The following is a 23,033-nucleotide window of genomic DNA, read 5'->3' on the forward strand; positions in this document are numbered from 1 at the left end:
TCGCTTAAACTGTTTATCAGGCCGCTTCGTGCCAAGCCTGGGACAAGACGCGCAGCCAGTTTTCCCGGCATATTTTAGCAAGTTCTCCATCACCGTAGCCCGCCGATTTCAGCGCCGCAACCAGATTGTGGTTGCCGCTGGCATCAGCGATACCAACGGGTACCGTCGCGCCGTCGAAATCCGATCCGAGCGCCACACAGTCGATGCCCATACGCTCCACCATATAGTCGATATGGCGCACCATATCGGAGAGCGGCGTATCCGCGATGTCACGCGCATCGGCACGCAGCATGGTCACGGCGTAGTTGAGGCCAACCAGCCCGCCGCTTTCCTTGATGGCATCCATCTGCCTGTCAGTGAGATTGCGGGCGACCGGAGTGAGCGCATGCGCATTGGAATGGCTGGCGATCAGCGGCTGGTTGGTGGTCTTGGCCACATCCCAGAAGCCTTTTTCGGTGATATGCGCGAGATCGATGAGAATGCCGAGGCGGTTGCATTCCTTCACCAGCGCAAAACCGGCATCGGTGAGACCGGGCGCGGTATCGGGCGACATGGGATAGGAGAAAGGAACGCCATGGCCGAAAATATTGTGCCGGCTCCACACCGGGCCGAGCGAACGCAGACCGGCGGCGTAAAACACCTCCAGCGCATCGAGATCGGCGCCGATCGCCTCGCAGCCTTCCATATGCAGCACGGCGGCGAAGATATCCTCGGCAAAGGCCTTGCGGATATCCGCCGTGGAGCGGCAGAGCCGCCAGGCACCGGCGCGATCAAGCCTCAGCGCAATCGCCGCCTTTTCCATGGCGATATCAAGGGAAGGCAGGCGCTCCAGCGGCGCAGCGAGCGGCGTGTCATAATGGCCGTTTTCGTCCGGTTCCTGCAGAATCAGATCGCCGGACGGGATATAGATGGCGCAGATGCCGCCGCCGAGACCACCCGCCCGTGCGCGCGGACCATCGATATGACCTTCCCGAGTGCCGTTCTTGAATTCGGCCACGGGATCGGCACCGGCCTTGCTGTTGCGCCACAACCGAAGCAGCACATCATTATGACCGTCAAACACTGCATGCATGGGAAGAAATTCCAGTCATCGAAACAATAAACGGGGCAGGCAGACGCCGGGATGACACCGCGCGAAAGCAAGTCGGCGCGTTATCAGCCGACCGCTATTGTCTGTCAGCCGCGATCTTAGGACGATCTATTCGAGCTTCGCAAGATACAAATTAGGCAGCGGTGAATTTATCACCACTTGCCTTTTGACGGAATTTGCGTTTCGTCAGGCGCGCCAGCCATCTTCCGCTTTGGTGAGCAGTGGCGTCGCGAAAACACCCCTAACCCGCTCCGGCCATTCCGGCCCGAAAGCAGCGATTTTTTCCCGCCAGCGATCCGATTGCAGCATGGCTGTGCCGATGACGGCGGGGTTGATGCCGGAGGCGGTGAGTAGCGCAACGCCCGACAGGATGGAACTGCCGCTGGAGATCACGTCATCCACCAACGCCACCCGTCTACCCTCGATGAGCGGCAGCATGCGCGGATCGACATAAAGCCTTTTTTCCTGCTTCGTGGTGATGGAGGACATCGGCACCGACAGCTCCTCCAGATACCAGAATTTGCGCGAGGTGCCGAGCGGCACGTAACGGGAATGGCCAAGATGGCGGGCAACGGCGGCCGCAAGCGTCAGGCCGAGCGTCGGCAGGCCGATAACGACATCCGGCTTGAAGGGAAGAAGCTTTGCGGCAAGATCGGCGGCCAGCGCCTCCAAAACCTCAAAGGAAGCCTGGTTGACGATGAGCGATGCAAGCGCGTGCTCTCCGTCCGCAAGCGGCCGTATGGGCAGACATATCTGCCTTCCATCATCCAGTTCCGCCGGAAAGAATGTGGAATATGCGCCTGCTGTTTCGAAGCTCCGGGGCGGATGGATCTGCTGCCAGAACTCATGCGGCGCGGAGGGAGACGGGGCGATGGCGGGCGATGCTGGTGACGGCATCTGTTTTCCTTTCAGAACAGGGATGGCGCATGGCGGAGACGGTTTTCGGCCACGCCAATCCCGTTCGGCAGATTCATCATTTTAGCAACCACAGAGACGCTGCGGGTTCATTTCATTGGCTTTTTCCGTTAGAAGAGAAAAAAGCAACAGGCATTTGGACAAACCCACCTATGACGCGGGTTTTTCCCACATTCAAGGACAAGCTTCCCATGAGACTGCTGGACCGGATCGGCGAGGACCTGCCATTCCTGACGGAACTCCGTCATGATCTGCACGCGCATCCGGAACTGGGTTTCGAAGAGGAAAGAACGAGCGCCATCGTCGCCGATCTTCTCGAGCGCGCCGGGCTGAAAGTGAATCGCGGTCTCGGCGGCACCGGCGTGGTCGGCACGCTGCAGGTGGGCAACGGCACGCGCAGCATTGGTCTTCGCGCAGACATGGATGCCCTTGCCATGCCTGAGGTTCCAGACCGCCCCTACAAATCGAAATTCCCCGGCAAGATGCATGCCTGCGGCCATGACGGCCACACCGCCATGCTGCTGGGTGCGGCGCGTTACCTCGCAAAGACCCGCGATTTTTCCGGCACCGTGCATTTCATCTTCCAGCCGGCCGAAGAAGGCCGTGGCGGCGCAAAAAAAATGGTCGAGGACGGGCTTTTCGAGCTGTTCCCCTGCGATGCGGTCTATGGCCTGCACAACATGCCGGGGCTGGGCATCGACGAAATGGCCGTGGTGGAAGGCCCGCAGCTTGCCTCGTCGGACAGCTGGCGCGTCACTTTCAGGGGCGTCGGCACCCACGGCGCCAAGCCGCATCTCGGTCGCGATCCGGTAACGGCGGCCGGCACCTTCCTCGCCTCGCTGCAAACTATCGTCGGCCGCGTGGTCGACCCATTGCAGCCGGCCGTGGTCAGTGCCTGTTCGGTGCAGGCAGGCGACCCCAAGGCACTTAATGTGATCCCAGATCTCGTCGAAATCGGCGGTACCGCGCGCGCCTATGCGCCTCAAGTGCGAGACCAGCTGGAGGCGGAAATCGGCAGGCTGGCCAAGGGCACGGCGGCAATGTTCGGCATCGAGGCAAATTACGAATTCATCCGCCGCATTCCGCCCGTCATCAACGAAACGGACGCGACGAAACGGGCGCTCCGGGCAGCCAAAACCGTCTTCGGCAACAAGGCCCGCACCGCCTTTCCTCCTTCGACCGCCGGCGACGATTTCGCCTTTTTCGCGGGCGAAGCCCCAGGCTGCTATGTCTGGCTCGGCAACGGCCCGGCGGTGGACGGCGCACTGCACCACAACACCTCCTACGACTTCAACGATGCGGCCATCGTGCCGGGCGTGGCTTTCTGGGCGACGCTGGTGGAGCAGGAACTGGCAGCGGAGTAAATCCATCTTGTTCCCTGCTGTTTTTCGACCGGCAACATCTCAGACACTTGTGGCGAATCATCGGGCGCGGTAGCTTTCAGACATAGGCTCGACCCACGCCTCCCCCCTCCTTTCGGGGAAGCATTCGACATGCTGGGTAATCTCATCATCGAACCATCTGTTCGGGCATTCGCATAAGGAGGGATTGCGTTTTGAACCCGCAATAGAGGTTTTGTGATGAAGCTTTCCTCTCCGATTTTCCAATTGAAGCGACGGGCCAAACTTATGGTCCGGAATAACGCCATCCCCCTTCACGAAGCGCTGGACCAGATCGCGTGCGAGGAAGGATTTGCAGCCTGGAGCCTGCTTTCCGCTCACGTTGCGGCTGGCTCTTTGTCCAAAGACCTGTTCTCGCGCATCGTGAATGGCGAGATGCTCCTGCTCGCCGGCCGCCCGGGCCAGGGCAAGACAGCGCTTGCTTTTGAGCTTCTGCGGGCGGCAGCCGAAGACGGACGGCAGTCCATTTTATTCACGCTCGAAATGACCGAGCAACAGGTACGAAAACGCACCGAGCAACACGCAGGCGCTCAGAGAGAAATCGAGATCGTGACATCGGACGAGATATGCGCGGACTACATGATCCGTTACCTCTCGCCAGCCAAATCCGGCACCTTCGCCGTCATCGATTATCTGCAGCTACTCGACCAGCAGCGCCATAAGCCGGACCTGTCGCAACAAGTCACCGTTCTTGCAGAATTCGCAAAAAAGACTGGCGTTATTTTCGCTTTCATCTCGCAGATTGACCGCTCATTTGATCCGCAAATCAAACGAGTTCCCGATATGCGCGATATCCGCCTTCCCAACCTGCTTGATCTGGGCCTCTTCACCAAAGCCTGCTTTCTGCATAACGGCGAAGCGCAACTTCACAATGTGAACTGAGACGCACGGGCTGCTGCGACGTTGCCGTCGCGGCAGCCCGTGGCGTTAGTACCCTAAAACCGCCATCACCGGGCTCTCCATCACCTGTCCCGTCAGCACGTCGGCAATGCCCATATCCGTCTGGTGCGGGCCGATATTGCAGGCGAGCGTGGCCCCGAAGCAGGCCTTGAAAACGAGATAGGGCGGCTGCCATTCCACCACCCTGCCAACGGCTTCGCGCAGTTCTTCGAAAGCCTTTGCAACATCTTCAAGTGCCGCATCGGAAACGAGGCCGGAGAGCGGCAGCGGCAGAAGTGCAGTTACCTTACCTTCGGAGGCGACGGCCATACCACCGCCTGCCACTATCACCGCATTGGCGGCGAGCGCCATGTCTTCTTCATTGCCGCCGAAAACGGTGAGGTTATGGCTGTCATGCGAGACCGTTGTGGCGAAGGCGCCGTTCCAGTCTCCCCAGCCGGTGAGGAAGCCAGTGCGGGTGACCGGTTCGGACTTGCCGTGGCGGTGGGTGACGGAGATCATCGTCGCACCTTCGGGCGGAACGACGAAGCCACCTCTCACCTCGGCCTCCACCTCGCCCCATTGCGTGAAGCGCGGGCGGTCGATGGTGGCGAGGCGCACGCTCGCGCCTTCAGAAGCAACCCGAAAATCATCGGTCACGCGCAGCGGCAGCTTCATCGAGCCTTCGAGCGCCGTCGTATCACAGGCGGGCACGTCCACAAGCATATGTCCGCCTTCCGCAACCATCCTGCCCCCGGCAAGGACGTAACGGGCGGCAAAACCGCTCAGGTCCTCGAAGATAACGATATCGGCGCGACGGCCGGCGGCGATGAGCCCGAGGTCAGGACGCTCAAGCCTTTGGGCGGCATTGAGCGTTGCGGCGCGCAGCGCCCATTCGGCTTTCAGGCCATAACGGACAAGGCGGCGCACCACATCATCCAGCCCGCCGCCATTTAACAGGTCATCCGGGAAGACATCGTCCGTGCACAGCGTCACCGTCTGCGGCAGGTGGCCCAGCGCGTTCAGCGCTTCCACGAAGTCCGGCAGCAGGTGGTCATGCGAGCCGCGCAGCTCGATGGTCATGCCGGCCCGCAGTTTCGCCATGAGGTCTTCGCCCGAGACCAGCTCGTGATCGGAAGAGACGCCCGCCGCCATGAAGGCATTGAGATCGGCGTCCTTGAGGCCGCGCGCATGGCCGCAGACCAGTTTCTCCGAGGCAAGCCCGGCCTGTACGATGCCGCTCATGCGCGGATCGCGCTTGATGACGCCGCGCATGTTCATGATTTCCGCGACACCGCCGACCTGGGGCCATGACAGGATATCGGCGAGAATGGCGGCGTCGAAATCGGCTCCACCGCGTTCCAGCCCCGGTGCGGAAGGCACGCATGAGGGCGCCAGCAGAACGGCGCGCAGCGGCAGGTTTTCGATGGCCTTCGCCGCCCAGCGCACCCCTTCGACGCCATGCACATTGCCGAACTCATGCGGATCCCAGACGATGGTGGTAACGCCGCGGGCGACAACCGCTGCCGCATAGGCGGCCGGTGTGACCATCGAGCTCTCGATATGCATATGCGTGTCGATCAGACCCGGCGAGACATACCCGCCGGCCGCATCGATGACCTGCGCGGCGTCGCTCCGGCTCGCCCGTTCGTGCACGCTGGCGACCAACGCACCGACAATTCCGATATCGGCGGGGCGCAGCTCACCGGTTACCACATCCACCAATGTTCCACCGGTGATGAGGATGTCGAAAGGCGCATCGCCGCGTGCGGCGGCAACGGCGCGGGCGCGGAGCGCATCGTCGCCGAGATCTGCAGGTTCGCGTGTGGTGAGGTTCGCGTTCATCGGGCAGCCTCCCGGCGCAGCGCCTCAAGAATAACCGTCCTCGCACCGTCGGCATCCAGCGTTTCAGCAAAATGCGCGTTGAATGTTTGCGCTTTCTCCGCACGCGGCTCGACCACCGTTCTGCCACGCGTCAGCGTCGCCTGAAGCTCGACATCTATCCGCGCGTGACGCCAGCCGATTAGGCCAGAGGCGGAGCCCGAGGCGAAGGCAACGGCGGCGACGGGATCGTAAAGCGCCATGCCTGGTCTGCCGCGACGGGTGGCGATGCCGATGAAACCATCAAGCAGATCGGCGATCAACCCGGCATTCCTGCCGCCCGCGCTGCGGATAGGCAGCACGTCGGCGGGCGAAGCGGTAACCTTGCGGCAGGCATCCAGATCGATCATACGCAACGGCAGGCCATGGGAGAGCACGATGGCCAGCGCTTCCGGATCGGCAAAGGCGTTGAATTCGGCCGAGGCGGTGTGATTGCCGCTCGTCACGCCGCCACCCATCCAGGTGAGGTCGGAAATGTTCGTGGCAAGATCGGGCCGGGCGAGGCACAGGGCGGCAATATTGGTGAGCGGACCAAGCGCGAGAATGCGCCTTTCGCCCTCCCCCTCCAGCCAGGCGCAGAGCGCGGCGAAGGCATCGCTTTTCGGCAAGGCCGCGGCATCCGGCAGGCTTTGGCCGACGGTCGGGATGCCATTTTCGCCCAGAATGCACTGTGCCGTTTCAAGCGCACCCAATACCGGCATGGCGCGGCCCTGATGGATCGGCATCGACCAACCGAAGGCGGCAACCGCACCCGCGGCATTGCCGCAGACGGCCTGAAGCGTCGCATTGCCGAAGACCAGCGAGATGCCGTCTATGGCGAGACCCGACGATTGCACCACCAAGATGGCGGCGATATCGTCAAAGCCCATATCGGTATCGATCCAAACACCCATGATCAGTTGAATACCTTGAGGCTCGCCGCCCTTTCGACCGGCAGGTCGAAGGCAAGCGTATCGCCGATTGCGTGGGAGGTCAGGGCCGCGTCGGTTTCAGCCTTGATGGGCCCGAGCGGTGTGTCGAGCAGATATTCGCGGCTGTTGCCGGCGAAGGATGTGCCGCGCACGGTTCCCTGGAAAGGACCTGAACCGAGGGTGACCATGCGCGGCCGCCAGGCCAGTCCGGATGCTGAAAGGACTGGTCCGGGAAGCGGTGTTGTGCCGTTGGCGGTCTTCAAAGCCCCGCCTTGAAGGGCGAAGATGTTTTCGAAGCCGACGAAGTCGGCCACGAAGGCGGAAACCGGCGCGTTGTAAATCTCTTCCGGCGTGCCGATCTGCTCAATCTTGCCGCCCTTCATGACGACAATACGGTCGGCAAGCGCGAGCGCCTCGATCTGGTCATGAGTGACGAAGATCATCGTGACACCGGTTTCCTTCTGCACGCGCTGCAGTTCGGTTCGCATTTCAAGACGCAGGCGGGCGTCGAGATTGGAGAGCGGCTCATCGAGAAGCAGCACTTTCGGCTCCATGACCATGGAGCGTGCCAATGCCACGCGCTGCTGCTGGCCGCCTGAAAGCTCTGCCGGCTTGCGGGAGGCGAAATTGGAAAGTCCTACGGATTTCAGGCCGGAGGCGACCTTGTCCTCCAGCGCCTGGCCGCTCATACCCTTGAGTTTTAGGCCGAAGGCGACGTTTTCATAGACCGTCAGATGCGGGAACAGCGCATAGGACTGGAACACCAGCCCGACGGCGCGTTTGTTGGCCGCGACGCGGGTAATATCGGCGCCATCGAGATTGATCCGCCCGGCAGCCACCGGCATCAGCCCGGCGATGGCGCGCATCGTCGTGGTCTTGCCACAGCCTGATGGTCCGAGAAGCGCAAGCAATTCGCCCTTGCGGATATCGAGATCGAGATCCTTGACGGCGACATTGCCGCCATAGGCGAGCGAGATTTTTTGCAGCGAAAGATAATTTGCGTCAGACATAACGGGAGAACCCCAGGAAACGTTCGGCCATGAAAACGATGCCGATGGAAAGGAAGGCGAGCAGCGAAGAAAGGGCGGCCACGGAAGGATCAAAGACGATTTCCATGTAGCCCAGCATGTCGATAGGCAGCGTGCGCACGCCGGGACCGGACAGGAACAGCGACACAGGCACCTGGTTGAAACTCGTTACGAAACCGAGAATGAAGGCCGACAGGATGCCGCCGCGGATATTCGGCAGCACAACGCGGAAAAATGCGCCAAGCCGCGACGAGCCGAGCAGCACCGCCGCCTCCTCAATATCGGAGCGCAGATTGTTAAGGCTGGCCGACACCACCCGCACCGCATAGGGCAGGATGAGCGCGGTGTGGGCGAGAAACAAAGCAAGCGTGATGCCGATGCCGAAGGGCACGACGAAATAACGCAGCAACGCAAGACCCACGATAATACCCGGCACGATGATCGGCGCGGACACGATGGTGCGCACCGTCTCGCTAAAGGGCAGCTTGTAGCGCGACATGGCGTAGGAAGCGGGAATGCCGAGGATCAGCGCCGTGAACGTGCCGCCGATGGCAAGAAACATCGACATCGCAAAGCTCTCGCGGAAGCTTTCGACCGTGAAGACCTTCGCGATCCACTTCAGCGAAAAGCCCTGCGGCGGAAAGGCGAGCGTATCGCCGGCCGAAAACGAGGCCGCGACGATGATGAGGAACGGCCCGATGAGGAAGCCGACGACAAGCAGAAGCGTGAGCGGAATGAAGAGCTGCCGGGTCATTTCTTGTTCCTCGCAGTGGCGATGCGCTTCAAGAGGATATTGGCGGCAAAGCTCATGACGATCAGGATGAAGGCGATGACGCTGGCGGCGACGAAATTGTTGGAGACCGTCACCTGCTGGTAGAGCAGGGTTTCCAGCATCAGCACCTTGGAGCCGCCGAGAATGGCGGGCGTGATATAGGCGGTCAGCGAACCGGTGAAGACCAGCGTGCCACCGACGACGAGCCCTTCCCGGGTGAGCGGCAGGATGACCTTCCAGAATACCTGAAACCAGTTTGCGCCGAGCACGCGGGCGGCCGCGATCGTATCCTTCGGCATGTTTTCCAAGGCGCTGATGAGCGAGATGATCATCAATGGCAGGAACAGTTGCAGAAGGCCGATGAAGACGGCCGTTTCGGAAAACAGGATGCGGATTGGCCCGTCGCTGAGGCCCACCGCCTGCAGTGCCTGATTGACGATGCCGGTTCTGCCGAGAATGACGATCCAGGCATAGGTGCGGGCAACCGGCGAAATCATCAGCGGCAGCACGACGAGATTGACCACATGGCCCTTCCTGTCCGGCGACAGGTTGACGATGGCGAAAGCCGCCGCATAGCCCACCACCGCCGAAACGACGGTGACGAGCGCGCCGAGCTTCAGCGTGCGCAGGAAAACCGTCTGGTTCAGCGGATCGGAAAAGAAAGCGCCATAGGCTGATAATGTCCAGCCGTCAGCGGTGCGAAAGCCCTCCGACAAAAGCATGAAGACCGGCACGAGAAAGACCGCCGCCGCGAAAATTGCGGCGGGCAAGGCAAGCGCCAGCGCTTCGGCCCGGTTCTGAAACATATGGCATTCTCCGGTCTTGAAATTCCGCCGGCTACGTTTGGCGGAGGACTTGTTCATTTGGCGTCAGTGGGTGCCGGCCCCCCTCTGCCCTGCCGGGCATCTCCCCCACAGGTGGGGAGATCGGCTGGGCGAAAGCTCACCGCCCCTATGAAAGATCCAGGGCTGGCGAGAGGGTACCGGCATATCGATCTCCCCCCTTGTGGGGGAGATGTCCGGCAGGACAGAGGGGGGTGACGTGCGCCAGCACGTAACCCATTCCCGCCCCTTCGAGCTTGTTACTGCCCCACCTTGGCGTTCCACTCCGACAGCCACTTGTCGCGGTTATCGAGCGTTACGTCGGAAGGAATGAGCTGCAGGCTGCGGGCGGTTTCGTCACCATAGGTGATGTTGTTCGCCACCTCGTCGGAAACCTTGACTTCCCTGTTGGTCGGGCTGTCCACCAGCTTTTCCGCCAGCGCCTTCTGGACGTCGGTCGAGAGCCAGAAATCCATGAATTGCAGCGCAAGATCCTCGTTCTTCGTGCCCTTCGGCACGACGAGCACATTCATGCCGCCGGTCTGGCCTTCCTTGGGCGTTGCCCAGGCGAGCGGCAGGTCGAGCTTGGTGAAAGGCGCCCAGGAGAAGCGGCCGATCGGCGCTGCCCAGATTTCCTCCTGCTGCATCAGCTGCACCAGCTGCGAGGACTTGACGTAGAAGGTGACGATATCGTCCTTCTTTTCGCCCACGGCCTCGATAGCGCCGGCAAGATCGGGCGTGTCCTTGCCGATAGCCTTGCCCAGCATGTAAAGCGCCGGCGGGCCCTGGTTGGTGGTGACATTCGGGAAAGCGACGTGGTCGACGATACCGTCCTTCAAAAGATCGGCCCAGCTGTCGATCTTCATCTTGTCGGTGCGGTAGACAATCGATGTGGCATAGAAATTGACGCCGACGCTCATGCCATCGCCATTCGGGTCCTTGGCGATGTCATAGAGCTTTTCGATATTCGGAACCTTGGATGCGTCGATTTTCTGGATCAGGTCCTTGCGGGTGGCCGACAGCGCATCGGCCATGGAGACGATGGCGAGATCGACGACCGGATTGGCCTTGTTGGCCTCCATCTTGGCCAGACGCTCGACGCTGTTGCCGGTCTCGACGACGAGCTTGCAGCCGCATTTCTGCTCGAACGGCGTATAGACCAGTTCCTTGAATTCATCCTGCGCGAAGGCATAGACCGAGATCGTCAGAGTCTTGTCCTGCGCTTCAGCGGCCCCCATCGTCAGCATCAGGGCGGCGCCCGATGCAAGAATGATCTTTTTCATGGTGTGAGTTCTCCTGCTGTGGTTTTTTTGGCTTCAATCGCATCATGCTTTGCCTGGCCGGTGGAACCGCGCATGATCAGCGCCATCGGTACTTTCGAAACATCCGCCGTGACGTCGACGGCGCCCCCACTTTCTCCGGCGCCATCGATCGCGCGCAAAAGCGCGCCAACGGCGAGATCGGCGATGCGGCCCATATCCATGCGCATGGTCGTCAAGGGCGGGGTGACCACGGCGGAAAAGATGAGATCGTCGAAGCCGGTGACACTCGCCTCTTCCGGCACCTCGATTCCCGCGCGCTGCAATTCGGTCAGCACGCGCAGCGCGTGCAGATCGGATACGGCAGCAAAGGCCGTGAAACCTTCGGCAACTTTCTCCGCAAGGCCCAGCCGGCAGCCCGCGCCACCGGCCTTTTCAATGCCATCGATCCAGAGTGTCTGGGCCAGGCATGTTTTGCCGAGACCATCGCGAATGCCGCCGAGACGGTCATTCTGAACATTGGAATCCCTGTTCTTGCCGACCAGCACCACCTTTCGATGGCCGAGGCTTGCAAGATATTCACCCACCTGCCGGCCGCCATCCCAATGGTCGGCAGCAACGGTATTTCCTGGTGTCGACGGGCTGTCGATGACGGCCACCGGGCAATCAACGCCGGAAATGCGTGTGCCCCGTCGGGGAACGACCACCATGCCGTCCACCCCGCGCTCGATCAGCCGGTCGATCGCATCCGTTTGCATGGCGATCTCACCGCGGGCATCGGCGATCAGCACGCCATAACCCGCGTTGACAGCCGCCTTCTCGATGGCCTGCGCAATCTGTGGAAAGAGAGGATTGGCAATATCGGGCAGGACGAGCCCGAGCACGCCCGATCTGCCGGTGCGAAGCGCCCTACCCGCCGAACTCGGCACATAGCCCAGCTCGTTTGCCGTCTTGCGGATACGTTCCACCAGTTCGGGCGAAACGCGGCCCTTGCCGGACAGCGCATTGGACACGGTTGCCACCGACACGCCGAGTGCCGCTGCTATCGCGCTCAGATTAGTGGCAGGCCGTGACGACGCCATGATGGTCCGGAAGGGCTGATTAAACGTTTAATCACGATAATCGAGGCGCGAACCGCTGTCGAGTCCTGCGCTGGCAAAATAGGGCGAAAAGCTGGGCACAACGGTTAAATGCCCGAAAAAAGAGCGATTATTTTTACGCGCTCTGGGTACTGGCTGCGCGATAAGCCTCCACCTGACGCACCAGCCAATCCCGAAACAGGACGACCGGGACGTGGTTGGCGCGTGAAAGCGGGGCCACCGCGTAATACGAGCTCGGGCTTCTGGCCTGATGATCGAAGGCTTTGACCAGCTGCTTCGATTTCAGCTCGTTATCGATGAGGAAGAGCGGCATCAGCGCGACGCCGAGGCCGGCGATGCAGGCCTGCGCAACGCTGGAAAACTGTTCAAAGCGCATGCCCTGCGGCAAGACGAGTGACAGGCCGAGGCTTTCGAACCAGTGGCCCCATGCTCCCGGCCGCGAGGCCATGTGCAGCAATGGCAGGGCAGCGATGTCTTCTCCCTTTTCCACCGGATGGGCGCTGAGGAACTGCGGGCTGCACACCGGCGCCACCATTTCATGCATCAGAAAGGTGCTTTCCGCGCCTGGCCAATCGGCCTGGCCGATATGGATTGCCATATCCAGCTGCTCACGCTCGAAATCGAACTGGCCGATGCGGGTCGCAAAATTGATGGTGATCTCCGGGTGGTTCGCCACGAAATCGGGTATACGCGGCAGAAGCCAGCGGGTGCCGAAGGTGGGCAGCATGGCGAGGTTCAGCGTATTGCCATGCGTTTTGGTCATGATCTGCAGCGAGGCTGAGCGTATCTCGCCGAGCGCTGCCGCGATCGATTTTGCGTAGATCTGCCCCTCCGCCGTCAGCGCCACGCCGCGTGCGCCGCGGTCGAAGAGCCGCACGCCAAGCTGTTCTTCCAGTGCCATAACCTGCCGGCTGATTGCCCCCTGCGTCAGCGCCAGCTCATCGGCGGCGGCGGAAAAGCTGCCGAGACGCGCAACGGAATCGAAAGCGGCAAGCGCACTTGTGGATGGCAGGAGTTTGCGGCTGAGAGATGTCATGAGCCATTACTATATGTAATGCAAAAATGAGTAAACATGGCTTGTGCCATCCGGGCTGAATACGAATAATCCGGCCAGCAAATCCGGAGGCATAAAGTGAGCGAACGCGCAGCATTCAATTGGCAGGATCCTTTCCTGCTCGAAGACCAACTGACTGACGACGAGCGGATGATACGCGACGCCGCGGCCGCCTTCGGCAAATCGGAGCTTTTGCCGCGTGTCTCCGAAGCCTATCTTTCTGAAACCACCGAGCCGGAACTGTTCCGCCTGATGGGCCGGCAAGGCCTTCTCGGCGTTACCCTGCCGGAAGAATATGGCGCGGCGAATGCGAGCTATGTGGCCTATGGTCTCGTGGCCCGCGAGGTGGAGCGGATCGACAGCGGTTACCGCTCGATGATGAGCGTGCAGTCCTCGCTCGTCATCCACCCGATCTTCGCTTACGGTTCGGATGAGCAGAAGAAGAAATACCTGCCCGGCCTCGTCTCGGGCGAACTGATCGGCTGTTTCGGCCTCACCGAGCCGGATGCCGGCTCCGATCCGGGGGGCATGAAGACCCGTGCTGAAAAGATCGAGGGCGGTTATCGCCTGCGCGGTTCGAAAATGTGGATTTCCAACGCACCGATCGCCGATATCTTCGTGGTCTGGGCCAAATCCGAAGCCCATGACAACCAGATCCGCGGTTTCGTGCTCGAAAAGGGCATGAGAGGCCTCTCGGCACCGAAAATCGGCGGCAAGCTTTCGCTGCGCGCTTCCATAACAGGCGAAATCGTCATGGATGGCGTGGAAGTCGGCGAAGACGCGCTGCTGCCCAACGTGTCCGGCCTGAAGGGCCCCTTCGGCTGCCTCAACCGCGCCCGCTACGGCATTTCCTGGGGCGTCATGGGCGCTGCCGAAGATTGCTGGTTCCGTGCCCTGCAATATGGTCTCGACCGCAAGCAGTTCGGCAAGCCGCTTGCCGGCATGCAGCTTTACCAGAAGAAGCTCGCCGACATGCAGACCGAGATCGCGCTCGGCCTTCAGGCATCGCTGCGCGTCGGCCAGCTGATGGACGAGCACAGGATGGCGCCGGAAATGATTTCCATCGTCAAGCGCAACAATTGCGGCAAGGCGCTGGATATCGCCCGCCAGGCCCGCGACATGCATGGCGGCAACGGCATCCAGATCGAATATCACGTCATGCGCCACGCGCAGAACCTCGAAACGGTCAACACGTATGAAGGCACGCATGACGTGCACGCGCTGATCCTCGGCCGGGCCCAGACGGGCATTCAGGCGTTTTTCTGAGGGTTATGGACCGTAGCGGTTGCGTCAAGAAAGAGGCCTCCGAAGATCGCTTCGAAGGCCTTTTTCTTTTCGAGCTCAGGTGACGGCTCAGAATGTGCCGCGCACCCCGATGCCGAACATGCGCGGTTCGGTCATGCTCGCCTCGATGCCGCCGATGCCGCGGTTTTCCTTCATAAGGGTCGGCGCGCGCTCGTCGAAGACGTTCTTGACGTAAGCGTAGAACTCGAGTTCGTCCTGGAACTTGTAGCTCGCCCGCACATCCGCGATCGTGTAGGGATCGGTCGCATAGACGGCCTTGTTGTCCGTATCGGAATAATAGCCGTCGAGATGGCGGACCTGCCCGGACACGGTGAACTTATCCGTCACGTCCCAGCTTGCGCCGACGGTGAAGCTGTATCCCGGCGACTTGGCGAATTCCTTGCCGACATAGGCGGCATTGCTGGAAATCTCGTCGATCTTCGTCTTCAGCAGACCGGCGCTGGCTTTCAGCGTGAGATTGTCGAGCACCCGATAATCCGCGCCAATTTCTAGACCATAGGCATGGGCTTCTTCGGCGTTAACGGTGTAGGATTCGCTGATGCCGGTGGAGACGACGACCGGTACGTTAAACTGGGCGTTCTTCATGTCCATGTAGAACAGATTGCCGTTTACCGTCAGCGTGTCATCGAGCAGGCTGGCGCGGGTGAACACTTCGTAGTTCCAGATGGTTTCCTTGTCGAAGCTCCGCCATTTGCTGGTGGTCAGGTCGAATGCGACGCCGCCGGGATTGTACCCGCGGCTGACAAGACCGCCGACAGTCCAATCATCATTGATGGCATAGGCGAGAGACGCCTTGGGCAGGATTTCAGAGAAGGTTTCGTCATAATTGACCGAACTTCTGCTGGTGGCGCTGAGCGTCCGGTAACCGGCGCGCTGAATCTGGTCCTGCTGGTAGCGCAGGCCACCCGTCAGAGTCCACTGGTCGGTCAGCCGATAGCTCAGCTCGCTGAAGAGGCCGAGATTGTCCTTGGTGTCGCTGAAGCGAGAGGTGCCGCGCAGATACAGCACCTCGTCGGCTTTCGTGTGCGCATAAAAAATGCCGGCGACACCGCTCAGAACATCCTCCTGATCGCCGAAGGTGACGCGCGTTTCATGCGACGTGTTCCTGAGATCGACATCGGCGTCGCCGTTGTTGGCGATGCCGACCCGGCGTTTGGCGGTGGAGTCGGAAAACTGGGTCTGGTTGAACAGTTTCACGCCGTTCTCGAAATCGTAATTGATGTCGAGAATGCCCGTATTGGTATACTGGCTGAAATTCGGCATCGTCGTGGTGATGTGGTTGAGATCTTCGAAGGGACGCGACGCCGCTTCCTGGCTTGGCCGGTTGGAGGCATTGTAGGAATAGGTCAGCTTTGTGGAAAGACCGGGAATTTCAGACGGTTCCCAGAGAAGCTTGAAGCGACCGTTGAATTCCTTGAAGTTTTGGTCCGTTCCCTCATGCGCAAAGGCGGAATTGATGTAATCGATGAAGGTATCGCGGCCGGAATAATCGATCGCCATGCGCGCCGCCAGCTCGTCTTCGATCAGCGGGCCGGAAAAGGCGAAGGAACCGCGCTTCTGGTGATAGTTGCCGATTTCCGACTGATAGCTGGCTTCCGGCGTAAAGGTCGGGTCCTTGGTGTTGACAAGGATGGCGCCGGCAATGGCGTTGGCGCCCTGCGAGGTCGTCTGGGGCCCGCGGAACACCTCGATGGTGTCGATATCCCATATGGACGTGGCCCCATAGATGAACTCGTTATACCCGAGATAGTGACCGTCCACATTGATCGTCGCGCGCGGCACCGTACCGGTGAAGAAGGCGATGGAGCCGGTATTCGGGCCCTGCGTGTCCTGTCCGCGAATGATGGGGGCACTGACATTGTCGGTGTAGACGACGTTCGGAATATCCTTGATCGCTTCGGATACGGTCGGATCGCCGGTCTTTTCCTTCTTGATCTCCTCGGCGGTTTTGACCGACACGGACGAGGCCGTGTTCTTCATGTCGCGCGCCACTTTTTCACCGGTCACGACAATCGGCTTCAACACGGTCGTCCCTGCTGTATCAGCCTGCTGATCCTGACCGACAACCGGCGTCACGAACAATGTCGCCAACGTCAGAACACTGACCCCGCTCATCAAACGGCCGTTAGAGCTAAACCCCATCATACACCCCAAATAAACATGAGTATCAAAGTCATATTCAAGTAACGGAAGCGTTATCCGTTTCGCAATAGAGAATGCGTTCCGTATTGCGGACAAGCAGGCTTCCGTAACGAGATGTGCCATATTTACAACAAAGTTTAAGGGACCGCCTTTTCCGCCGTGGCAGCCCGGCCAGAGAAGCCATTGAAAAGGATGAAGTCAGCCATTCCGATTTTCGTCGCAATGGGTTAGGCATTCTCGAAAGAGTGGGGCACGACGTTGAACGCCATGGATGACGAAATCGAAGAACGGCAGGAAAACGAAGGTGAAAAGCGCTCGCCGCTTATTCAATCCGTATCGATTGCTGCGCGGTTTCTTAATCTTCTCTCCAGGTCCGATACGGGGCTGGCGCTTGGCGAACTTGCAAAACGCGCCGGCACCGGTCGCTCCACCGCGCATCGTTACATGCAAAGCCTCGTGCGGGAGGGACTGGTGATACAGGACCCCGCAAGCGGCAGTTACGATCTCGGCCCCGCAGCGCTGGGCATCGGCATCAGCGCCCTCCGACGAATCAACCCGGTCGAAACCGCCGGACGTGAGATGAAGGCGCTTGCCGCGCAAATCGGCGCCAGCTGCGGCGTGGCGATCTGGACCGAGCGCGGCCCGGCCGTGGTGCGGTGGGCGCGAAGCGCCAGCTTTTCCATCAGCACCGTCGCTCTTGGCGATGTTCTGCCGCTGGACAACAGCGCCTGCGGTCTGGTTTTTCAGGCTTATCTGCCACCGGAAAGGGTGGCTGCCGTGCGCAGGCTGCAACCACCCGCCTTTCGTGGCTCTCCTCCTGCTGCCGGCATTCTCGAAACCATCCGCGAGACGGGCGGCGCCGAACTCAATGAACATCTGTTCTCCGCCCTGACGGGCAAGGCGGCGCCGGTTTTCGATGCCCAGGGTGAACTCTGCTGTGTCGTCACCACCGTCTCTTTCGTGGCCACCGCCGAAGCGGAACGGCATTTTTCGCGACTGATCGAGGCCGCCCGGCAGGCAACCGCCGAATCCGGTGGCGGCTAGACACCTTCGGCCAGATGCTCCGCAAAGGTGCGACCGGAATAGGCAGTGCGGAAAAGTCTGGCATCGGCGAGTTTCGGCAACAGCCGCTCCAGCACCAGCCGCATGGATGCCACCGAGCCGCCGGGCACCGCGACAAAACCGTCGATTGCCCCTGCGGCCGCCCATTCACGGATGCCCTTAAAGGCATCTTCAACGGTGCCGACGATCTGCCAATGGCCGGATCCCATCACCTCCGGCCGCCGCAGTAATTCCGCGACACTTAGCGTCTCCCGCTCAATCAGCCTGCGCAGCAGTCCGGCATGGGTGCGGCTTCGCGGTTTTTCGGGCGGCGGCGGCAGGTCGGAAGCGGTGACCACCCGCGTGAGCGGCCAGTCGGTGAGGTCGAGGCCCGTCATGTCGAGAACCGACGCCAGGGTGCGGGCGCGGCTGGCGCGGGCATGGGTCTCGGAAAAGAGTTCCAGCGCCTCCTTGCCGCTATCCGCCAGATATAGGCTGAGGCCCGGCATCAGCTTCACCCCGTCAGGCTCACGGCCATGTCCTTCGGCGCGCCGCCGCAAGTCCGCCCTCAGTTCGATGGCTGCCCGCATGTCCGGCGTGGACGCAAAGACTGCATCCGCCACCGAAGAAGCGAAATCGCGCCCCTCGGGAGACGCACCGGCCTGCACCAGCGGAATGCGGCTGGCGTGGGCTGGCAGGTTGAGCGGCCCTTTCACACTGAAATGCCTGCCCTCATGCGCCACCGGGCGCACCAGCGAGGAGTCGGCAAATCGCCCGCTTTCCCTGTCGAGTTTAAGGGCTTCATTTGGAAAACTCGCCCAGAGCTGCTGCACGACCTGCGTGAATTCGGCGGCGCGTCCATAACGCTCCTGCGGTGACGGCATTTCTCTCAGGCCGAAATTTTCGTGCCCCTCAAGTGCCGTGACGATATTCCACCCGGCCCTGCCATTGCTGAGCCAGTTCAGCGACTGGAGCTGGCGGGCGACTACATAGGGCGGCAGAAATGTGGTCGATACGGTGGACAACAGGCCGACATGGCTCGTCTCCCGCGCAATGGCCGAAAGAAGCATGGTCGGGTCCATGCTGGCAAATCCGCCGCCGGTTTCCAGCCCCTCGGTGCGCAGGAAAAGCGTGTCCGGCCGGAACACGAAATCCACATGCGCAGCTTCCGCGCGCTGTGCCAGATCGACGAAATAATCGCTGGAAAATACCCGGTTTATATCGCTGTCGGCTCGACGCCATGCTTCGCCGCTGAGCCAGGTGGGGGCCAGCGACATGCCCACATGAAGCTTGGCTGCGACTGACATGATGCACCTCGACTGAAATATCCGGGAAGAAAACCGCGCGTTGAATCGGCAAATTTCGATTTGTGGAGAGTTTTACTATAGTTTAGTGTCGCTTCAAGACCAGAGTGTCGCGCCCGCCGGAAAGGAGCCCGTTTCCCGCAGGTTCGATATTAAAGTTCAAAGACTTATAATCCTCATGTGGCGTCTCGACGCATGAGCGCATGACTAACAGGAGTTGTATCCGGTGCTTGACGCCACGGACCTTCACGCCAGCTATGGCCACGTTCCCGTCCTGCGAGGGCTCTCTTGCCGCTTCCACAGCGGTCGCGTCACGGCGCTGGTCGGCCCCAACGGCTGTGGCAAGTCGACACTGTTGAAAACCATCATGGGTTTCGTGCCTTTGACATCGGGCGCGATAAGGCTTGGCGAGCGTTCGCTGGGCGACATCGGACGCAGGGATCTCGCGCGCCGTATCGCCTATCTGCCGCAGGAATGCCATTGCCCCGACTATATGACGCTCGGCGAGTTGATCGAGCTTGCCGGTTATGCACGCTATGGCCTTGCCGGCGGCCCGAGCGAGCGTGACCGGGCGCTTTTCGCCGGGGCGCTGAAGACAGTCGGGCTGGAGGACAAGGCGAGAGCGCAGGTCAACACGCTGTCCGGCGGGCAGCGCCAGCGCGCCTTCATCGCCATGGTGCTGGCGCAGGATACGGACGTGATCCTGATGGACGAGCCGGTCAACCATCTCGACATGAAATATCAATATGCCGTTCTTGGCCTTGTTCGCGAGCTGACCGACAGGCACGGCAAGACCGTTATCGTCGTGCTGCACGATCTCAACCTCGCCGCCACTTTCGCCGACGACGTCATCATGCTGAAGGCCGGGCAGGTTCTGGCATCAGGGCCGGTAGCAGACACGGTCACACCCGAAAATGTCGCCGAAATCTTCGACCTCGAAGCCGATATATTTTCCAGACAGGGGCGGCTCATCTGCGTGCCCCGGCTGGATCGACAGGAACAGGCCATTCCGGCATGATCGCGAAAATAACGCTGATCCTTACCGCGGCGCTGTTGCTGGCCGCCATCCTCGCCGTCAATCTGTTCGTCATGTCCGGCGACATGCCGCCTGCCGAAGTCATGGCGACGCTCTGGCGCGGGGAGGCCGACAGCTATGAACAATCGGTGCTCCTCTATCAGCAAATTCCACGGTCGCTGATCGCCATCTATGTGGGCGCCACAACCGCCGTCAGCGGCTGCGTGCTGCAGGGGCTTGCCCGCAATCCCCTCGCCTCGCCCTCGACCCTTGGGCTGAATGCCGGAGCGACGCTTTTCGTGATCGCCGGCGCGCTGCTGTTCGATCTCTCTGCTGAGGCACAGGGCCTTGCCGCGCTTGCGGGCGCCGGCTTCGGTTTTGCCGCCTGCTTCGTTGTCGCGCGTCTTGCCGGGCGGGTGAACGATCCGCGCGGTCTGTCGCTCATCCTTTCCGGAGCGCTGGTTTCCATGCTGCTGATCGGCGTGACAAACGCCCTGCTTCTTTCCAACCCAACGCGTCGGGCCGAATTCCTGAGCTGGGTTGGCGGCAATATCAACCATGTCTATATCGAACGGCTCACCGATTTCTGGTGGATCGGCGCCATTGCAATGGTGATTTTGCTATCGGTCGCGCGGCCGCTTACGCTCGTTCTGCTGGGCGCGGAAAAAGCCGCTTCCGCCGGCGTGAATGTCACGCGTATTTCCCGGCTCGCACTGTTTGCCACCATGCTGGCGTCAGGCTCGGCGGTAGCGATCTGCGGCCCGATCGGGTTCGTCGGCCTTATCGTGCCACATATGATCCGGCCGCTGGTCGGCGTGAATTTCACGCTTGCTTTGCCGGCCTCCGCGCTTGTCGGCGCGAGCATCTGTGTGCTCGCCGATCTTGGCGCGCAAACCCTGTTTGCGCCCTACGTGGTCAATACCGGGCTGTTCATGGACCTGCTTGGCGGCCTCGTTTTCATCGTCATCGTCAAGCGCTTCTATCTGTCGCCTTCGGCAAGGGGGCTATCATGAAACGGGATTTCGCCACAGACGGAAAAGCCGTTCTCAGGCTGCCCGGCGGGCTGCAGATCGGCATCGGCAATCTGACGGCCGGCCTGACGCTGGTTGCGCTGGCGTTGACGATCGCCGCCGTGTCCGTCAGCCTCGGCAATACCGAAACGGGCCTTATTGATCTCCTGCACGGGTTTGCCGGCGGGCATCTCGGCGATGATAAGGAATATGCGCTGTGGACGGTACGGCTGCCGCGCATCCTGCTCGGCTTCATGGCTGGTTGGAGTGTGGCGCTGGCAGGCGCGATGCTGCAATCCGTCGCGCGCAATCCGCTCGCCGATCCCGGCCTGTTCGGGCTGAGCCAGGGGTCGATGACCACCATCATGCTGCTTCTGGTGCTGGTGCCGACGGCACCCAAGACGCTGGTGGCTCTTGCGGCTGTCGGCGGAGGCCTGGCCGTGGCCTTCCTTTTGATCGCGCTTGTCGGGCGCGAACGCTCGAGCGGCCTTGCCATATTGCTGATGGGCATCGCAATTGAGTCGGCGCTTTCCTCTGTCTCATCGGTGCTTCTGCTCTATACGCCAGCCGAAACCTCGCTCTCGCTGGCGGACTGGATGGCAGGTTCGCTGTTTCAGGCAAGCTGGCCGACCATCATCGTTTTTGCTCCCCTCTTTGCAGCAAGCCTTGCCGGCATTTTCCTCATTGGCCGGGCGCTTGCCGTCTTCGATCTCGGCAGCGAGATGGCCATGGCACTCGGAGAAACCGTCAGGCATTCGCGACCGCTCGTCATTGTGTTTGCGGTAATTCTAAGCGCCTCCTCCGTTACTGCCGTCGGCCCGCTGACATTTCTCGGCGTCATCGCCCCGCATCTCGCCACCTTCGTTTCGCCCGCCGCCGGCCGCGCCAGGCTTTTCCTGTCGGGGCTTACCGGCGGTATTCTGGTGGTCGCAGCCGATACGCTCTCGCGCGGGCTGGTGGCGGATGTGCCGATGCCGATTGGCCTTGCTCTGACGCTGATCGGCGTGCCGCTCTTCATCCTCACGCTGCGCCTGCAGGCGTTGCGCAGAACCAACGCTCACTAATATATCGAATAAAGGGAATGCCATGCAAATTGCCATCCTCGTCGCCGCACTTCTGGCCGCCGGAACGAGTCTCGCCGCCGAGCGCAGCGTGACCGATGCCGCCGGCCGCACCGTCTCCGTTCCGGAAAAGCCGCAGCGCATTGTCGTCATGCACGAGCCGCTTCTGGGCGTGCCGCTGATGGATCTTGGCGCTGAGGTGGTCGGCGCCTATGGCCGCAACAGCGACGGCAAATTTGCAACCGCCGTCGATTTCGTTGATACCGTTCTTGGCGAAGGCCACGCGAAACCGAAGGGTTTCGGCGCTGTCGGCCAAATCGACCTCGAAAAGCTGCGGGCGCTGCAACCGGACCTCATCGTCGCCACGGAAATGGACAGCGGCAAGGCCGTACAGCTCTCCACAGTCGCACCCGTCTATCTGCAAAAGGCAAGCGCCGGCAAAGCCTATGGCTTCAGCGTGGAGGAAGACCTTGCAGATCTGGTTGGGCGAAGCGATGTCTTCGCTGAGCGTCGGAAGATTTATGACACCAAGCTCGCCGCCGTCAAAAAGACGCTGGGTGAAGATATCAACGGCAAGACTTATCTCGCGATCCTGCTGACGGACCAGATCAACGCCGTGGGGAACATGTCCGGCGCGGTGCAGGCAATAGAGGATCTCGGTTATGTCAGGCTGAAGATCGACAGTACCGCCTCTTCGGGCGGAATGGGCTCGACCCTGATGATGCCGCTGAGCGCCGAAGCATTCGGCAAGCTCAATCCCGATCTGCTTGTGGTGATGAACAGTTATACCAGCCCAGCCCGCGGCGAGGCGGGAACCCGCGCCGCGCTTGAAAAGATCATTCCCGGCTGGGAGCGTTTCGTAAAACCGGCACGCGAGAAAAGGATTGTTTTCCTCGATTCCACCAGGGTGACGACGCCTTCCATTCCGAGCGCGCTCCATACATTGGATGAAGTGGAAAGCTGGGCAGGCCGCCGCTGACCACCTTTCTGCCCAACAAATCCCGGCACGATCATGTGCCGGGCATAAACTTGAGTTTTCGAAGAA

Annotated in this window: 20 protein-coding genes; 8 read left to right on the plus strand and 12 right to left on the minus strand. The window is 60.9% G+C overall.

Annotated elements, in window-relative coordinates:
• Positions 1 to 16: 16 nt before the first annotated feature.
• Positions 17 to 1,072 (minus strand): dipeptidase, encoded by a 1,056-nt coding sequence (locus HQN82_RS15360; protein ID WP_173615162.1) that lies wholly within the window; start codon positions 1,070 to 1,072, stop codon positions 17 to 19.
• 204 nt (positions 1,073 to 1,276) lie between these two features.
• Positions 1,277 to 1,987 carry a phosphoribosyltransferase gene (locus HQN82_RS15365; RefSeq protein ID WP_173615163.1) on the minus strand — a complete coding sequence of 237 codons (711 nt, stop codon included), beginning with the start codon at positions 1,985 to 1,987 and terminating at the stop codon, positions 1,277 to 1,279.
• A 209-nt stretch (positions 1,988 to 2,196) separates the two neighbouring features.
• Here HQN82_RS15365 and HQN82_RS15370 point away from each other — a divergent pair, with 209 nt between their 5' ends.
• Complete coding sequence (locus HQN82_RS15370; RefSeq protein ID WP_173615164.1) at positions 2,197 to 3,369, plus strand: M20 aminoacylase family protein; 1,173 nt, start codon at positions 2,197 to 2,199, stop codon at positions 3,367 to 3,369.
• Between the two features lie 216 nt (positions 3,370 to 3,585).
• Entirely contained in the window at positions 3,586 to 4,287 is a 702-nt protein-coding gene (locus HQN82_RS15375; protein ID WP_173615165.1) for a DNA helicase, read from the plus strand.
• Positions 4,288 to 4,332: 45 nt separating this feature from the next.
• On the opposite strand, the gene HQN82_RS15380 is transcribed toward HQN82_RS15375, so the two are convergent.
• From HQN82_RS15380 to HQN82_RS15415, 8 genes are all read right to left on the minus strand, one after another.
• Complete coding sequence (locus HQN82_RS15380) at positions 4,333 to 6,129, minus strand: adenine deaminase (RefSeq protein WP_173615166.1); 1,797 nt, start codon at positions 6,127 to 6,129, stop codon at positions 4,333 to 4,335.
• On the minus strand, positions 6,126 to 7,058 hold the full coding sequence (locus tag HQN82_RS15385) for a nucleoside hydrolase (RefSeq protein ID WP_173615167.1): 933 nt from the start codon (positions 7,056 to 7,058) through the stop codon (positions 6,126 to 6,128). Before HQN82_RS15385 ends, HQN82_RS15380 begins: the two co-directional genes overlap by 4 nt.
• A 2-nt stretch (positions 7,059 to 7,060) precedes the next feature.
• Positions 7,061 to 8,086 carry an ABC transporter ATP-binding protein gene (locus HQN82_RS15390; protein WP_173615168.1) on the minus strand — a complete coding sequence of 342 codons (1,026 nt, stop codon included), beginning with the start codon at positions 8,084 to 8,086 and terminating at the stop codon, positions 7,061 to 7,063.
• Positions 8,079 to 8,858, minus strand: a complete 780-nt coding sequence (locus tag HQN82_RS15395; protein WP_004445302.1) for an ABC transporter permease — start codon at positions 8,856 to 8,858, stop codon at positions 8,079 to 8,081. Before HQN82_RS15395 ends, HQN82_RS15390 begins: the two co-directional genes overlap by 8 nt.
• Positions 8,855 to 9,682 (minus strand): ABC transporter permease, encoded by an 828-nt coding sequence (locus HQN82_RS15400; RefSeq protein WP_173615169.1) that lies wholly within the window; start codon positions 9,680 to 9,682, stop codon positions 8,855 to 8,857. The genes HQN82_RS15395 and HQN82_RS15400 overlap by 4 nt, the downstream gene beginning before the upstream one ends.
• Before the next feature lie 275 nt (positions 9,683 to 9,957).
• Complete coding sequence (locus HQN82_RS15405) at positions 9,958 to 10,980, minus strand: ABC transporter substrate-binding protein (protein WP_173615170.1); 1,023 nt, start codon at positions 10,978 to 10,980, stop codon at positions 9,958 to 9,960.
• A complete protein-coding gene (locus HQN82_RS15410) occupies positions 10,977 to 12,038 on the minus strand; it encodes a LacI family DNA-binding transcriptional regulator (RefSeq protein ID WP_173615171.1) in 1,062 nt (353 codons plus the stop codon). Before HQN82_RS15410 ends, HQN82_RS15405 begins: the two co-directional genes overlap by 4 nt.
• A 133-nt stretch (positions 12,039 to 12,171) precedes the next feature.
• Positions 12,172 to 13,092 carry a LysR family transcriptional regulator gene (locus HQN82_RS15415; RefSeq protein WP_173615172.1) on the minus strand — a complete coding sequence of 307 codons (921 nt, stop codon included), beginning with the start codon at positions 13,090 to 13,092 and terminating at the stop codon, positions 12,172 to 12,174.
• Positions 13,093 to 13,188: 96 nt separating this feature from the next.
• Here HQN82_RS15415 and HQN82_RS15420 point away from each other — a divergent pair, with 96 nt between their 5' ends.
• Entirely contained in the window at positions 13,189 to 14,376 is a 1,188-nt protein-coding gene (locus HQN82_RS15420; protein WP_173615173.1) for an acyl-CoA dehydrogenase, read from the plus strand.
• Between the two features lie 87 nt (positions 14,377 to 14,463).
• On the opposite strand, the gene HQN82_RS15425 is transcribed toward HQN82_RS15420, so the two are convergent.
• Positions 14,464 to 16,530, minus strand: coding sequence for a TonB-dependent receptor (locus HQN82_RS15425; protein ID WP_173615174.1), 2,067 nt, complete (start codon positions 16,528 to 16,530; stop codon positions 14,464 to 14,466).
• Between the two features lie 294 nt (positions 16,531 to 16,824).
• Here HQN82_RS15425 and HQN82_RS15430 point away from each other — a divergent pair, with 294 nt between their 5' ends.
• Positions 16,825 to 17,601, plus strand: a complete 777-nt coding sequence (locus tag HQN82_RS15430; protein WP_173615175.1) for an IclR family transcriptional regulator — start codon at positions 16,825 to 16,827, stop codon at positions 17,599 to 17,601.
• Here HQN82_RS15430 and HQN82_RS15435 read toward each other — a convergent pair.
• Positions 17,598 to 18,905, minus strand: a complete 1,308-nt coding sequence (locus HQN82_RS15435) for an NtaA/DmoA family FMN-dependent monooxygenase (protein WP_173615176.1) — start codon at positions 18,903 to 18,905, stop codon at positions 17,598 to 17,600. The genes HQN82_RS15430 and HQN82_RS15435 overlap by 4 nt on opposite strands.
• A gap of 214 nt (positions 18,906 to 19,119) precedes the next feature.
• Here HQN82_RS15435 and HQN82_RS15440 point away from each other — a divergent pair, with 214 nt between their 5' ends.
• Genes HQN82_RS15440 through HQN82_RS15455 form a run of 4 tightly spaced genes read left to right on the plus strand, consistent with a single transcriptional unit; the run spans position 19,120 to position 22,967 of the window.
• A complete protein-coding gene (locus tag HQN82_RS15440) occupies positions 19,120 to 19,920 on the plus strand; it encodes an ABC transporter ATP-binding protein (protein ID WP_173615177.1) in 801 nt (266 codons plus the stop codon).
• Positions 19,917 to 20,930: a FecCD family ABC transporter permease gene (locus HQN82_RS15445; RefSeq protein ID WP_173615178.1), complete on the plus strand. Its 1,014-nt coding sequence runs from the start codon at positions 19,917 to 19,919 to the stop codon at positions 20,928 to 20,930. Before HQN82_RS15440 ends, HQN82_RS15445 begins: the two co-directional genes overlap by 4 nt.
• The gene (locus HQN82_RS15450) at positions 20,927 to 21,991 is read left to right on the plus strand and encodes a FecCD family ABC transporter permease (protein ID WP_173615179.1); all 1,065 of its coding nucleotides are present in this window, start codon (positions 20,927 to 20,929) and stop codon (positions 21,989 to 21,991) included. Before HQN82_RS15445 ends, HQN82_RS15450 begins: the two co-directional genes overlap by 4 nt.
• Before the next feature lie 22 nt (positions 21,992 to 22,013).
• Complete coding sequence (locus tag HQN82_RS15455; RefSeq protein ID WP_173615180.1) at positions 22,014 to 22,967, plus strand: ABC transporter substrate-binding protein; 954 nt, start codon at positions 22,014 to 22,016, stop codon at positions 22,965 to 22,967.
• Positions 22,968 to 23,033 lie beyond the last annotated feature (66 nt).

This window comes from Agrobacterium pusense (genome assembly GCF_013285525.1).
Taxonomy (GTDB): Bacteria; Pseudomonadota; Alphaproteobacteria; order Rhizobiales; family Rhizobiaceae; genus Agrobacterium; species Agrobacterium pusense.